Below are 12,813 nucleotides of genomic sequence, written 5' to 3'. Positions count from 1 at the left end.
ATTACTGCGTCCCGGCCGTCGCTTCGCCCAACAGCTTTTGGATGGTCGCCTGGTCGGCTGCGACCGGCTTGACCACCTCGCCTTCCTTCACCAGCTCCTGGCCGGCGACGATGATGCGGGCGTCGGCCGCAATGCCGCCGAGCACCAGGCCGGTTGGCGTGTCGTCGACCAGATCGATCGGGAAGAACACGACCTTGTCATCCTTGTCGACGGCGCGGATGCCGAGGTCGCCCTTGTCGCCGAGCGTCACCACCGAGCGCGGCAGCATCACGGCGTCGGTCGGCTGGGCGCTGAGCGCGATTTCTGCCGTCATGCCGGCCGGTACGGACCCATCGGCATTGGGGATAGCGACTTCAACCCGAAAGGTACGGGTTGCCGAAGATGCATCCCGGCTGATGTAGCGCACCGTACCCTTGACGGTCTGGCCACTGACCAGGCGCACATTGGCTTCGTCACCGATCTTCAGATAGCCGAGATCGCGTTCGCTGACTTCGCCGCGTGCGATCACCGGATCGAGCTTGAGAATGGTCGCCACCTCGCCGCCCTGCATCACGGAACTGCCAAGCTCCACCGGCACCCGGTCGATGACGCCGTCGAAGGGCGCCTTCACCTCGTTGCGGTCGAGCTCGGCTTGCGCTGCGTCCAGTTGCGACTTGGCCAGCGTCAGGTTGGAGCGGGTTGTATCGAGCTGCAACTTGGGCAGATTGCCGGTTTTCATCAGCCGCAGGGCAGCTGCCAGCTCTGCCTCACGTTGCACGACAAGCTGCTTGGCGTTGTCGACCGCCGAGATTTTTTCCTCGGCGGCAAGCATCAGGATCAGGTCGCCGGTCTTGACGTGCTGGCCCTGCTTGACCGGCAGCTTGTCGATGACGCCGGCGACGCGTGTCGCCAGGACGGCGCGCTTGTCGGCTTCGGTCAGTCCGGAAATGCGGATAGCGCGTGCATAGGTGCGCCGCGGCGGGGTTATGACCGCGACCGTGCGCAACGGCGCCTTGGGCTGTTCCGCCTCGGCAGTCCCCGGTTTGGCAGCCCCCTGTTCGCCAGCTTGGGGCTTGCCTGCGTCGGCTGCCTTGGGCTGCTCGACCTCTCCTGCCTTGGGCTTGTTGTCGGCGGACGCGCTGCCGACGGACGAGAACTCGCCTGTCGCCATCCAGCCGGCGAACCCGATGAGCACAACAATGGCTGCAAGCTTGTGAAACCTGAATTTCGGCATCGTCATTTTTCCAGTGCGCGGGGTTCGGCCAGGCCGCATCTTCTACTTGGGGCGCGTCGCCGATATGGGTGCGCGCGAGGCCGTATTCAAATTGCCGTGATCGGCGAAGCGCGCTTCTACCTCAAAGTTGCAGCGCAATATAGTCAGAAAAGTTGATGGGTTGTTGCTTTGTCCGCAAAGATGCGGCTGCAGCATCGGCTGTTGATCGCCAAAACAGCGGTATGGCAGCAAGTGTCAGGATGATTGACGGATTGCGAATGCCATCTGCTTGCGAAGCAGCTAGGCCGGACGGCGGGCGGCCTCGGGCTGCTTGCGCGCCGCAAGAAATTCCTTGACCCGCCGGCCCGGCGCCGGCCCGGTCACCGGCTTCAAGCCGTCGTCGAGTTCGCCGGACAGATCGATCGTCGGCCGCTTGCCGACGGCGTCATAATTTTCTTCCAGCCAATCACTGGCTGCGGTGCGGCCGAGGTCGCGCAGATAGGCAAGGAACGCCCATTCGGCATTGACCTTGGACGATGCCGACAGATCCTTGAACGCTTCGTCGGCATCGATGCGGTGCATGCGGATGTCGCGATATTCGCCGTGCGGCAATCGGCCGGCGGCGATCAGTTCCTTGACGAAGGCGATCGAGCGGAATTCGCGCAACAGCCCGGCATTGAAGGTGATCTCGTCGATGCGGTTCTGGATCTCATTGGCGCTCTTCGGCGTTCCCTCGCGGACCACCGGATTGATCTGCACCAAAAGCACGTCCTCGGTGGCCGCCGTCTTGAAGAACGGGAACAGTGCCGGGTTGCCGCCATAACCGCCATCCCAATAGGGCACGCCCTTGATCTCGACGGCACGGAACAATTGCGGCAAGCAGGCCGACGCCATCACCGTGTCGAGGTCGATCTCGCCGTCCGAGAAGACCCGCAACTGGCCGGTCTCGACATTGGTAGCGGAAATGAACAGTTCCATCGACTTGCAGGCGCGCACATTGTCGAAATCGATCTCACGTTCGACCACGTCGCGCAGCGGATTGATGGCGAGCGGATTGGCGACATAGGGCGAAAATACCCGAGACATCGTATCGAACAGGAAATAGCCGGGCGTGTTCTCGATCGACCAATTGCCCCAGGCGACGTCCCAAGGCATGCGCTGTACCGGGCTGAAGCGGCCCTTTGCCGCCACCGCACGCCAGAAATCGTCGAGCTTCCGCCGCGCGCCCTCGACACCGCCGCGGACAAAGCCGTCGGCCAGCGCCACGGCATTCATGGCGCCGGCGCTGGTGCCCGAAACCGCCGTTATGTCGAGGCGCCCGTCCTCGAGCAGCCGATCGAGCACGCCCCAGGAAAACGCCCCGTGCGAACCGCCGCCTTGCAGCGCGACATTGATCTTCTTTGGCTCTTCCGCCTTGCCATTTTTCGGCATGGCGTGGCCCTTGACCGCTGGAAGCCTCACTGAGCGGTCCAGCCGCCATCGACAGAGATGTGCGCGCCGTTGATCTGCGCCGCCGCATCCGAGCATAGGAACACCGCGGCCGCCGCAACCTGCTCGACGGTGACGAACTCCTTGGTCGGTTGCTTTTCGAGCATTACCTCACGGACCACCGTCTCGCGGTCCATCTTGTTGGCCTTCATCTGGTCGGGGATCTGCGCCTCGACCAGCGGCGTCAACACATAGCCCGGACAAATGGCATTGCAGGTGATCTTGTCGCGCGCCAGTTCCAGGGCGACAGTCTTGGTCAAGCCCATAATGCCATGCTTGGCCGAGACATAGGCCGACTTGAACGGCGAGGCGACAAGGCCGTGGGCCGAGGCGACGTTGACGATCCGGCCGCCACCGGCCTGTTTCATCAACGGGATGGCGGCTGCGATGGTGTGGAAGGCCGATGACAGGTTAATGGCGATGATCGCATCCCACTTCTCGATCGGGAAGCTTTCCACCGGCGCGACATGCTGGATGCCGGCATTGTTGATCAGGATGTCGACCGAGCCGAATGCCTCGGCTGCCTTCGCCACCAAAGCCCGGCACTCGGCCGGCTTCGACATGTCGGCTTTGACATAGGCGGTCTTCACCTTGTGGTGCTTCGCGATCGCGTCTGCGATGGCGCGGTCGTCGGCGGTGTCGGAAAAGGAATTGACGACGACGTTGCAGCCTTCGGCCGCGAGCGCGTGGGCAATGGCCAGGCCGATGCCCGAGGTGGAACCGGTGACGATGGCGGTTTTTCTGGCGGTCAAGGCGGCTTTATTCCTTTCGAGGCGGGCTCCCGTGGAACCATGCTGCACTGCAGCATATAGGCTCTCTGTCACCCAAGAACAGCGGATGTGTGGAGCAATGACATGAAATTTTTGTCATGTAGACCTCTCTCGTCCCCTAAGAGAGGTCGTCGCCTCGTTTCGCAAAGCATGCGCTGAAAGCTCGTCAGGCGACGAGGTCCGGCACCGTCCCGATATAGCGCGACTGCGGCCGGATCAGCCGTCCGCTCGTTTGCTGCTCGCGCGCATGGGCAATCCAGCCGGCGACGCGCCCGGCAGCAAAGACATTGGTGAACGCCTCTTTCGGAAAGCCCGCCGCTTCCAGCAGGAGCGCTGTGAAGAACTCGACGTTGGTCTGGAGCGAGCGTGACGGCTTGGCGATGCGGAGCACTTCGAGCGCCGCCTGCTCCACGCTTTCGGCGAAGGCCAGCCGGTGGCCGCTTTCGCCCTCGGCGCCGAGCTGGCGCACGACGGCTTTCAGCACGTCGGCACGCGGATCGCGCACGCGATAGATGCGATGGCCGAAGCCCATGATGCGGCCGCCACGCGCGATCTCGCCACGCAGCCAGCCGGCGGCGTCGCCATGCACCTCGATCGCATCCAGCATCTCGATCACCGGACCTGGCGCGCCGCCATGCAGCGGCCCCTTGAGCGCTCCGAGCCCGGCCAGCACCGCCGAAGTAAGCCCGGCCTGCGTCGAAGCGACCACGCGCGCGGCGAAGGTCGATGCGTTGAGGCCGTGGTCGCAAACCGTCACGAGATAGGCATCGAGCGCCTTCGCCAATTTAGGCGAGGCCACAATGCCGGTCAGCATCCGCAGCATGTCGGCTGCATGATCGGCCTTGCTATCGGGCGCAATCGGGCTTTCGCCGCGCTGCAAGCGCAGCAAGGCCGGCGTCAGCACGGCAGGTGCCGCAACCAGCCGCAGCGCGTCCGACAATTTGTCACCATCCGGCAGCAGGGCAATACCGGCGCGCATCGCGCTGTAGATATCGACGGATGCGAGAAACGGCAGCAAGGGTTTGATCTGCTCGAACACTTCGCTGCGCGCCCGACCGATCGCGTTCGCCAGCTCCCTGCCGTCGGGAAGATCGTCGAAAAAGCCGTCGAACAGCAGATGAACCACCTCGGCGTATTTCCAGCGGCCTGCCAGTTCGGGCAACGAATGGCCCCGGATGGTCAGGCGGCCACCAAGACCGTCAACATCGGAGAGCACCGTTTCCGCCGCCACCACATCATCGAGCCCATTCGCCATTGGTTTTCTCCTTGACCCTTTCCGGGTGGAAGATAAGGGTTGGTGACTGGACCATCAATCTTGATCAACGGAATCAACATGACAAGGCTGACATGACGGAGTGGCTGACGCGGGACGAAGCCCTGGAGCGTCTCAAGGTGCGAGCCCAGACCCTCTATGCCTATGTCAGCCGCGGACGCATCGGCGTGCGGCCGGACCGGGCGGATCCACGCCGCAGCCAGTATCGCGCCGACGATATCGCGGCGCTGGCGAGCCGCCGGGCTCGTGGCCGAAATCCCCAGGCAATCGCCGAAAGTGCAATTGCCTGGGGTGAGCCGGCGATCGCCACCACGATCTCGACCGTTTTGCATGGCCGCCTTGTCTATCGCGGCCAGGATGCGGTTGCTCTCTGCGAGGCTGCCACGCTGGAGCAGACGGCAAACCTGCTTTGGGCATCTGGCGCACCAGTGTCGTTCGTCTCGGCGAGCCGCCATGGCAACGGCGCAACTGGCCGGCCGGCTGCCTTCGCGGAATTGGCCGCGTTGGCGGCCAACGGCCGGCCTTCGCTCGGCCGAAGATCGGCTTCGCTCAACCACGATGCGGCCGGCGCCATCGCCGCTTTGGCCCAGGCGCTCGGCGCGATTCCCGGAACTGGTGCCGTGCACGAAAGGCTGGCGCAGGGATGGTCGCTTGATGCGGCCGGCGCAGACTTGATCCGCCGCTCGCTCGTGCTGTTGGCCGATCACGAATTGAACGCATCGACCTTCGCCGCACGGGTCGCCGCGTCCACCGGCGCACCTGTTTCGGCCTGCCTGCTTGCCGGCCTCGCCACGCTCTCCGGGCCGCGTCATGGCGGCGCCGCGGAGGCGGTCATGATGCTGGCGGAGGATGCGCAGAGATTGGGGCCGGATGCGGCTGTCGGACGCTGGCTCGGTCACGACAGGCCGCTGCCCGGATTTGGCCATCCGCTTTATCCCGACGGCGATCCGCGTGCGGAACCGTTGCTGGCCGCGATAGATGTCGATGATGGGCTGTTACGGCTTTGCGATGTGGCCTTTGCGGCAACGGGCATGCGCCCGAACGTCGATTTCGCCTTGGCTGCGCTGACGCGCGGCCTCCGTTTGCCGTCCGATGCGCCGTTCCGCCTGTTCGCACTCGGCCGCAGCGTCGGCTGGGCCGCGCATGCCGTGGAGCAGGTGACGAGCAACGGCCTGATCCGGCCACGCGCCCGCTACCAGGGACCGCTGCCGGAGCAGCTCTAGCCGCGCTGCTTGCGAAGTCTCAGCGGCACCTGAAGAGAGGTTCGACGCTGCACTTCGCCAGCCGGCAGTCAGGACATCGTGTCGAGCTTACGCTGCATCGCGGCGATCTGCTCCTTCAGCTCCTGGAGGTCGTCGGGTTTTTCCGGCGTTTCCTTCCTGGCCGGTTCGGCCGGCGCTGCTGCCGGCGCCGAGCCCGCGGGCGGGAACGGCGTGAACAGCCGCATGGCGTTCTGGAACATTTCCATGTTGCGCCGCGTCTGCTCCTCCAGCACCTTGATTGGTGTCGCGATCTTCATCATGTCCATCGGCGACTTGCCGAGCGCATCTTTCATCTGCTCGCGAAAGCGTTCCTGCTCCTTAGAGAAGGCCAGCATCGACTGCTCGAGAAAGCTCGGCACGATCATCTGCATCTGGTCGCCGTAATAGGCGATGAGCTGACGCAGGAACGGGATCGGCAGCATGTTCTGCCCGTCCTTGTTCTCCAGCTCGAAGATGATCTGGGTCAGTACCGGATGCGTGATGTCGTCACCGGTCTTGGCGTCCTGGACAGTAAAGTCCTCGCCTCTTTTGACCATTTCAGCGAGATCCTCGAGCGTCACATAGGTGCTGGTGCCCGTATTGTAGAGACGGCGATTGGCATATTTCTTGATAACAATAGGTTCGTCTTTTGCGGCCATCTGCATCCTCCCCGGACACCGGGCAGCTTAAGTAAGCCGCCGGTAACGATTGCGCCTTTTTAAAGGATATGCGCAAAAGCGTCATGAATCCAAGCAGTTTGTGCAGTGCGGGAACATTTTATGCTGCGCAGCACGGACTGGCCGCCGTTGCAGCGACGGGCGGCATGCTTGCGGCAGTGGGACGCCATGCCCATTTCGGGTTTGACTCGGGTTGTGGAAAGGGCAAGAAAAGTCCCCGACGGCACCCGAAATCGTTCCCCGAAAGCCTGGAGAAGAACATGTCCGCTTCCAACGCCATCGTTGTCGCCAGTGCGGCGCGCACGCCCGTCGGCTCCTTCAACGGCGCCTTCGCCAACACCCCGGCCCATGAATTGGGTGCCGTCGCCGTCAGGGAAGCGCTGGTCCGTGCCGGCGTCGACGGCAAGGAGGTGGACGAGGTCATTCTCGGCCAGATCCTGACCGCGGCTCAAGGGCAGAACCCGGCGCGGCAGGCGGCAATGGCTGCCGGCGTACCGCAGGAGGCGACCTCCTGGGGCCTGAACCAGCTCTGCGGCTCGGGCTTGCGCGCCATCGCGCTCGGCATGCAGCAGATCGCCCAGGGCGACGCGAGGATCATCGTTGCCGGCGGCCAGGAATCGATGTCGATGGCTCCGCATGCGCAACATCTGCGCGGTGGCGTCAAGATGGGCGATTTCAAGCTGATCGACACCATGATCAAGGACGGCCTGACCGATGCCTTCTATGGCTATCATATGGGCAACACCGCGGAGAACGTCGCCCGCCAGTTCCAGATCACCCGCGACGACCAGGACCAGTTCGCACTGGCTTCCCAGAACAAGGCCGAGGCCGCGCAGAAAGCCGGGAAATTCAAGGACGAGATCGTTGCCTTTACAGTCAAGGGCAGGAAGGGCGACACCGTAGTCGACCAGGATGAATACATCCGCCACGGCGCGACAATCGATGCCATGACCAAGCTCAAGCCCGCCTTCGACAAGGAAGGCACGGTGACTGCTGCCAATGCCTCCGGCATCAACGACGGCGCCGCCGCCGTGGTGCTGATGACCGAAGCGGAAGCCGCAAGGCGCGGCATCACACCGCTGGTGCGTATCGTTTCCTGGGCGACCGCCGGTGTCGACCCGCAGATCATGGGGACGGGACCGATCCCCTCCTCGCGCAAGGCGCTGGCCAAGGCCGGCTGGTCGGTTGGCGACCTCGATCTGGTCGAAGCCAACGAGGCCTTTGCCGCGCAGGCCTGCGCCGTCAACAAGGACATGGGCTGGGATCCGGCCATCGTCAACGTCAATGGCGGCGCCATCGCCATCGGCCATCCGGTCGGCGCCTCGGGCGCCCGCATCTTCAACACGCTGGTCTACGAGATGCGCCGCAGAAGTGCCAGGAAAGGCCTTGCCACGCTGTGCATCGGCGGCGGCATGGGTGTTGCCATGTGCGTGGAAGCAATGGGATGAATGGCAAATTGTGAATGGTGAATGGTGAATGGTGAATGGAAGATCGGAGGGCTTACGCAATAACCATTCCCCATTCACCATTCACCATTCACTCTGGGAGGGAAACGCATGACAAAGGTTGCAATCGTCACAGGCGGGTCGCGCGGCATCGGCGCGGCGATATCGGTCGCCTTGAAAAGCGCCGGCTATTCGGTCGCCGCAAACTACGCCGGCAATGAAGAAGCGGCGGCAAAGTTCAAGGCCGCGACCGGCATCCCGGTCTATAAATGGTCCGTCGCCGACTACGAGGCCTGCGCCGCCGGCATCAAACAGATCGAAGCCGATCTCGGTCCCGTCTCGGTGCTGGTCAACAATGCCGGCATCACTCGCGACGCGATGTTCCACAAGATGACGCGCGAGCAATGGAAAGAGGTCCTCGACACCAACCTTTCCGGCGTCTTCAACATGACGCATCCATTGTGGGGCGGCATGCGCGACCGCAAGTTCGGTCGCATCATCACCATCTCCTCGATCAACGGCCAGAAAGGCCAGGTCGGCCAGGTCAATTATTCGGCCTCGAAGGCCGGCGATATCGGCTTCACCAAGGCACTGGCCCAGGAAGGCGCGCGCGCCGGCATCACCGTCAACGTCATTTGCCCCGGCTACATCGCCACCGAGATGGTCAAGGCAATGGACGAGAAGGTCCTCAACGAGCGCGTCATCCCGCACATCCCGGTCGGCCGTCTCGGCGAGCCGGAGGAAATCGCGCGCTGCGTCGTCTTCCTCGCTTCCGACGATGCCGGTTTCATCACCGGCTCGACCATATCAGCCAATGGCGGCCAGTATATCGCCTGATCGTTTATCTTTACGTTGAGACAGATACGCGCTTGGACGAACGGGCCTGCAAAACGGCCCGTTTCTATAGCGGTCTTCCCGTTGCAAGATCTCGATGCGGCACGCTGCCCCAATCCGGCACGCAAAGGTTAACGGCCGCTGCGCAGCCTATGCAAAAACCGCCCGGCAGCCTGTGGATTCTCGGTGGAAAAGCTGTTCACAGCACAACATGTTGCGGTGAACAAACCAAGAAACTTCGCCCATCGCTGATTCGTCGCCGATTCGTTCCGGCTTTGAGCGGAACGTTAACGGCGAGTGCTGAAAACACCATTGAAATGATTAAAGCGCGTTAGGAAACATCAATAATTTCATAACGTTGTGCGAAGCAGATTGGCCGGCCACGACCATTCACCGGCAAAGGTTAACCGCAGTGCTCGCTTGGATGCCGCTTGCATAAATCGGGCCAGTTTCCGTGATTCAGCATGTGGTGAGATTCGCCGAAAGAAAACCCAGATGTAGCCGTGAACAAACCCTGAATCAGCGCGAGTCAGTGATTCGTCGCTGATTCGTTCCAGACTCGTTCCAACTGTTAATCGGGAACAGATTTGAGGCTCGAACGAACCAATCGGCCTGCCCTCGGCACATTCCGCTTTCGCTTCGCGCCCGAAATCCCTATGTGTCGCCTGTCATACGCGGCCAATATGGGCGCGCTCCCGACAATGCGAGGCGGAGAGCCTTATTTCCAGGCCGATGAACATCCATCCGAAACACACTGAACCGCTGATTCTGACCGGTCGAGACGTGACGGCCGTGCTCGGCCCGACCAACACCGGCAAGACCCATCTCGCCATCGAACGCATGGTGGCGCATGAAAGCGGCGTCATCGGCCTGCCGCTCAGGCTGCTTGCCCGCGAGGTCTATGCGCGCGTCTGCGAGAAGGTCGGCGCCCATAAGGTTGCGCTCATCACCGGCGAGGAAAAGATCCAGCCGGCGGGCGCGAAATACTCGGTCTGCACCGTGGAAGCGATGCCGCGCGAGACCGACGCCGCCTTCGTTGCCATCGACGAGGTCCAGCTCGCCGGCGATCTCGAACGCGGCCACATCTTCACCGATCGCATCCTGCATCTACGCGGCCGCCAGGAGACGCTGCTGCTGGGTGCGGCCACCATGCACGGCATCCTGCAGCGCCTGCTGCGGGGCGTGTCGGTGGTGACGCGACCACGCCTGTCGCATCTTGCCTATGTCGGCTCGAAGAAGCTGACCCGCCTGCCGCGGCGCACCGCGATCGTCGCCTTCTCGGCCGACGAGGTCTATGCCATCGCCGAGCTGATCCGCCGCCAGCAGGGCGGTGCCGCCGTCGTGCTCGGCGCACTCAGCCCGCGCACCCGCAACGCCCAGGTGGCGCTGTTCCAGTCGGGCGACGTCGACTACCTCGTCGCCACCGACGCCATCGGCATGGGCCTCAACCTCGACCTCGACCACGTCGCCTTCGCCCAGAACCGCAAATTCGACGGCTACCAGTACCGCAACCTGACGGCGGCCGAGCTCGGCCAGATTGCCGGCCGCGCCGGCCGGCATCTGCGCGACGGCACCTTCGGCGTCACCGGCCAGGTCGATCCGCTGGATGATGAACTGGTCAACAAGATCGAGGCGCATGATTTCGATCCGGTGAAAGTGCTGCAGTGGCGTACCGCGCATTTCGATTTCGCCAACCTCGATGCGCTGAAGCGCTCGATCGAGACCAACGCCCCGGTCGAAGGCCTGACGCGCGCGCTGCCGGCAGTAGACGCGCAGGCGCTCGAGCATCTGTCGCGCGACGACGACGTCCGGGCACTCACCACCGATGCCAGACGCGTGGCGCTGCTGTGGGAAGCCTGCGCGCTGCCCGACTACAGGAAGATCGCGCCGGCCCAGCACGCCGACTTGATCGCCTCCATCTACATGGACCTTGCCAGGCACGGCCATGTCGACGAGAACTACATGGCCGAGCAGGTGCGCCGTGCCGACACCACCGAAGGCGACATCGACACGCTATCGCACAGGATTGCCCAGATCCGCACATGGACCTTCGTCTCCAACCGGCCCGGCTGGCTGGCCGATCGGGCACACTGGCAGGAAAAGACGCGCGAAATCGAAGACAGATTGTCGGATGCGCTGCATGAGCGGTTGACGAAACGTTTTGTAGACCGCAGGACTTCCGTCCTCATGCGGCGCCTTAGAGAAAACACGATGCCTGAAGCCGAAATCAGCCCAACCGGAACCGTCCTCGTCGAAGGCCATCACGTCGGCGAGTTGCAGGGTTTCCGCTTCACCGCCGACCAGAGCGCCGGCGGCGAGGATGCCAAGGCGGTGCGGGCGGCGGCGCAGAAGGCGCTTGCCGCCGAGTTCGAAGCGCGGGCCGAGCGTTTCGGCGCCTCTGCCAATGGCGACATTGCGCTGGGTTCGGATGGCACGCTGCGCTGGATCGGCGCGCCGATCGGCACGCTGGTTGCCGGCGAAGACGCTTTGAAGCCGCGTCTCGTTCTGCTCGCCGACGAGCAACTCACCGGCCCGGCACGCGACAAGGTTGCGGCGCGCGCCGAGCGCTTCGTCAACTTCCAGATCGAATCCCTGCTGAAGCCGCTGGTCGATCTCAAGAATGCCGAGCAGATCACTGGCATCGGCCGCGGCATCGCTTTCCAGCTTGTCGAGCATTTCGGCCTCATCAACCGTCGCGACATCGCCGACGAGATGAAGTCGCTCGACCAGGAAGGCCGCGCGGCGCTTCGCCGTCTCGGAGTGCGCTTCGGCGCCTACCATGTCTTCGTGCCGGCGCTGATCAAACCGGCGCCGGCCGGGCTGATAACGCTGCTGTGGGCGCTAAGAAACGACGGCAAGGACAAGCCCGGCTTCGGCGATGTCGTTCACGCACTGGCCTCCGGCCGCACCTCGGTGGTCATCGATCCGACCTTCGACAAGACCTTCTACAAGCTTGCCGGCTACCGCAATCTTGGCCGGCGTGCTGTACGCGTCGATATTCTCGAACGGCTGGCCGACCTGATCCGGCCGGCGACCAACTGGAAGCCGGGCCTCGGCCCTCGCCCCGACGGCGCCTATGACGGGCAGTCCTTCATGATCACGCCGCCGATGATGTCGATCCTCGGCGCCACCGCCGACGACATGGAAGAGATTCTGAAGGGTCTCGGCTATCGCGCCGATGCCAAACCGGCGGCCGAGGTCAAGGCGCGGCTCGACGCACAAGACAATGCCGCACGTGAAGCTGCCGCTGCAAAGCAGGCGGCCGAAGAGGCGACGCGGGCCGAGCAGGCTAGGATGGCGGAAGCGGCTGCCGCGGCAGAGCCGCCGGCGGAGCCGTCCGAGCCCGTGTCGGAAGCGGCCCCTATGGCGGAGGCTGCGGCCGAAGCCGTGACCGAAGCTGCGGCAGAGCCTGTCGCGGAAGACCAGCCGCAAGCTCCAGTCGAAGTCACGCAAGAGACCCAGCCCGCCGCCGAAGCGACCGCTGAAGCGCCTGCGGAACCAGCGGCTGAGCCAAGGGCGGAACTCGGGGCGGAACCTGGGGCTACGACACCGGCAGAGCCGCCGGTTTTCGAAACTATGGAGATATCGCCGGCCGAACCTGCGACGACGGCGGAAGCCGTCGCCGGCGAGCCCGCTCCAGAGGCCGAGGAGCCAANGATATCGCCGGCCGAACCTGCGACGACGGCGGAAGCCGTCGCCGGCGAGCCCGCTCCAGAGGCCGAGGAGCCAAAACCCGTTCTGTTGTGGCGGCAGGGCCGTTTCGACCAGCGCCCGCGTCATCGCCAACATGACAACCGCCCCCGGGACAATCATCGGGACGGTCGCGCGCGCAACGGTCAAGCTGCGCCGGGCGGCCGCAGCGATGCGCCGGGAGATGCCGGCGGGCAAGCGAC

The 12,813-nt window shown here is 63.8% G+C and carries 10 protein-coding genes; 5 read left to right on the top strand and 5 right to left on the bottom strand.

Going from position 1 to position 12,813, the window contains the following annotated elements; genetic code table 11:
• Position 1: 1 nt before the first annotated feature.
• The 4 genes from X773_RS62555 to X773_RS62540 form a co-directional block, all read right to left on the bottom strand.
• Entirely contained in the window at positions 2–1,213 is a 1,212-nt protein-coding gene (locus X773_RS62555; protein WP_023678454.1) for an efflux RND transporter periplasmic adaptor subunit, read from the bottom strand.
• A 279-nt stretch (positions 1,214–1,492) separates the two neighbouring features.
• Entirely contained in the window at positions 1,493–2,623 is a 1,131-nt protein-coding gene (locus X773_RS62550; protein WP_023678453.1) for a patatin-like phospholipase family protein, read from the bottom strand.
• Positions 2,624–2,649: 26 nt separating this feature from the next.
• The gene (locus tag X773_RS62545; protein ID WP_023678452.1) at positions 2,650–3,432 is read right to left on the bottom strand and encodes a 3-hydroxybutyrate dehydrogenase; all 783 of its coding nucleotides are present in this window, start codon (positions 3,430–3,432) and stop codon (positions 2,650–2,652) included.
• Between the two features lie 184 nt (positions 3,433–3,616).
• On the bottom strand, positions 3,617–4,705 hold the full coding sequence (locus X773_RS62540; protein ID WP_023678451.1) for a citrate synthase/methylcitrate synthase: 1,089 nt from the start codon (positions 4,703–4,705) through the stop codon (positions 3,617–3,619).
• A gap of 92 nt (positions 4,706–4,797) precedes the next feature.
• Here X773_RS62540 and X773_RS62535 point away from each other — a divergent pair, with 92 nt between their 5' ends.
• Positions 4,798–5,946 carry a citrate synthase gene (locus X773_RS62535; protein WP_023678450.1) on the top strand — a complete coding sequence of 383 codons (1,149 nt, stop codon included), beginning with the start codon at positions 4,798–4,800 and terminating at the stop codon, positions 5,944–5,946.
• Between the two features lie 68 nt (positions 5,947–6,014).
• Here X773_RS62535 and phaR read toward each other — a convergent pair whose 3' ends face one another.
• Positions 6,015–6,623, bottom strand: coding sequence for a polyhydroxyalkanoate synthesis repressor PhaR (phaR, locus tag X773_RS62530; RefSeq protein ID WP_023678449.1), 609 nt, complete (start codon positions 6,621–6,623; stop codon positions 6,015–6,017).
• Positions 6,624–6,901: 278 nt separating this feature from the next.
• Between phaR and X773_RS62525 the strand changes: the two genes are divergently transcribed.
• From X773_RS62525 to X773_RS62515, 4 genes are all read left to right on the top strand, one after another.
• Positions 6,902–8,089 carry an acetyl-CoA C-acetyltransferase gene (locus X773_RS62525; protein ID WP_023678448.1) on the top strand — a complete coding sequence of 396 codons (1,188 nt, stop codon included), beginning with the start codon at positions 6,902–6,904 and terminating at the stop codon, positions 8,087–8,089.
• A gap of 108 nt (positions 8,090–8,197) precedes the next feature.
• Positions 8,198–8,923, top strand: coding sequence for an acetoacetyl-CoA reductase (gene phbB, locus X773_RS62520; RefSeq protein ID WP_023678447.1), 726 nt, complete (start codon positions 8,198–8,200; stop codon positions 8,921–8,923).
• A 32-nt stretch (positions 8,924–8,955) separates the two neighbouring features.
• Entirely contained in the window at positions 8,956–9,255 is a 300-nt protein-coding gene (locus X773_RS76520) for a hypothetical protein (RefSeq protein ID WP_156937383.1), read from the top strand.
• A gap of 397 nt (positions 9,256–9,652) precedes the next feature.
• Positions 9,653–12,813, top strand: a 3,161-nt coding sequence (locus tag X773_RS62515) for a helicase-related protein (RefSeq protein ID WP_023678446.1), incomplete at its 3' end; no start/stop codon positions are given.

The organism is Mesorhizobium sp. LSJC280B00 (assembly GCF_000502835.1).
Classification (GTDB): Bacteria; Pseudomonadota; Alphaproteobacteria; order Rhizobiales; family Rhizobiaceae; genus Mesorhizobium.
This window is presented reverse-complemented; position numbering and strand designations above follow the sequence as displayed.